The sequence below is a fragment of the Methylocystis borbori genome, from assembly GCF_036576025.1.
Classification (GTDB): domain Bacteria; phylum Pseudomonadota; class Alphaproteobacteria; order Rhizobiales; family Beijerinckiaceae; genus Methylocystis; species Methylocystis borbori.
This window is the reverse complement of the sequence record NZ_JAZHYN010000096.1, coordinates 1-1,520: the sequence shown is the minus strand read 5'-3', so window position 1 is coordinate 1,520 and position 1,520 is coordinate 1. Positions and strand designations below refer to the sequence as shown.

The 1,520-nt window shown below is 63.1% G+C and carries 1 protein-coding gene; it reads left to right on the top strand.

Features of this window, described 5'->3' with window-relative positions:
• Positions 1 to 24: 24 nt before the first annotated feature.
• Positions 25 to 1,520, top strand: a 1,496-nt coding sequence (gene nifB, locus V3H18_RS16535; protein ID WP_408631798.1) for a nitrogenase cofactor biosynthesis protein NifB, incomplete at its 3' end; no start/stop codon positions are given.

Here is a 1,520-nt window from a genome sequence, read left to right as displayed (position 1 = left end):
ACGACTGAGGCTCTTGCCGGGATTATGGAGAAGATCGCGGAGCACAAGGGGTGCGGGACGTCTGGGGGCAGCGGGAAGGCGTCCTGCGGCTCGGCGGCGGGCGAGGGGGATCTGCCGACGGACATATGGGAGAAGGTGAAGAACCATCCCTGCTACAGCGAAGAGGCGCATCATCACTATGCGCGCATGCATGTGGCGGTGGCGCCGGCGTGCAACATCCAGTGCAATTACTGCAATCGCAAATATGATTGCGCCAATGAGTCGCGTCCGGGCGTTGTGAGCGAGAAGCTGACGCCGGAGCAGGCGGCGAAGAAGGTTCTGGCGGTCGCCTCGACCATTCCGCAAATGACGGTTCTGGGCATTGCGGGCCCCGGCGATCCTCTGGCCAATCCGGAGAAGACCTTCAAGACCTTCGACCTGATCGCGCGGACGGCGCCGGACATCAAGCTGTGCCTGTCGACGAACGGCCTGGCTTTGCCCGATCACGTCGACACGATCGCGGGGTTCAACGTCGACCACGTGACGATCACGATCAATATGGTCGACCCCGAGGTCGGCGCGCGGATCTACCCCTGGGTGTTCTGGAAGCATAAGCGCTACACGGGCGTCGAGGCGGCGAAGCTTTTGACCGACCGCCAGCTGCAGGGCCTCGAGATGCTCACCGAGCGCGGGATTTTGTGCAAGGTGAACTCGGTGATGATCCCGGGGATCAACGACCGTCACCTGATCGAGGTGAACCGGGCGGTGAAGTCGCGCGGGGCGTTCCTGCACAACATCATGCCGCTGATTTCGTCTCCGGAGCATGGGACGGTGTTCGGGCTGACCGGCCAGCGCGGCCCGTCGGCGCAGGAGCTGAAGGCGCTTCAGGACTCTTGCGAAGGCGAGATGAACATGATGCGCCACTGCCGCCAGTGCCGGGCGGACGCGGTGGGCCTTCTGGGCGAGGACCGCAGCGCGGAGTTCACGACCGAGAAGATCATGGCGATGGAGGTCGATTACGATCTCGACGCGCGCCAGGCCTATCAGGCGAAGGTCGAGGAAGAGCGTCAGGCGAAGGTTGCGGCGAAGCAGGAAGAGCTTGCGACGCTGGCCGGGGCTCAGAGCGACATCAAGCTTCTGATCGCGGTGGCGACGAAGGGCTCGGGCCTGATCAACGAGCATTTCGGCCATGCGAAGGAGTTCCAGGTCTATGAGCTGTCGACCTCCGGGGCGAAGTTCGTTGGTCATCGCCGCGTCGATCTTTACTGCCAGGGCGGCTATGGCGACGAGGACAGCCTGGAGACGGTGATCCGGGCGATCAACGACTGCCATGCGGTGTTTGTGGCGAAGATCGGCGGGTGCCCGAAGAACGACCTGATCAAGGCCGGGATCGAGCCTGTCGACGAATATGCGCATGAGTTCATCGAGAAGTCGGCGATCACCTGGTTCAAGGCCTATCTCGACAAGGTCGCCGCCGGCGAAATCCAGCACGCCCAGCGCGGCGACGCCGAAATCAGACAAGGCGCACTCATCAATGCGGC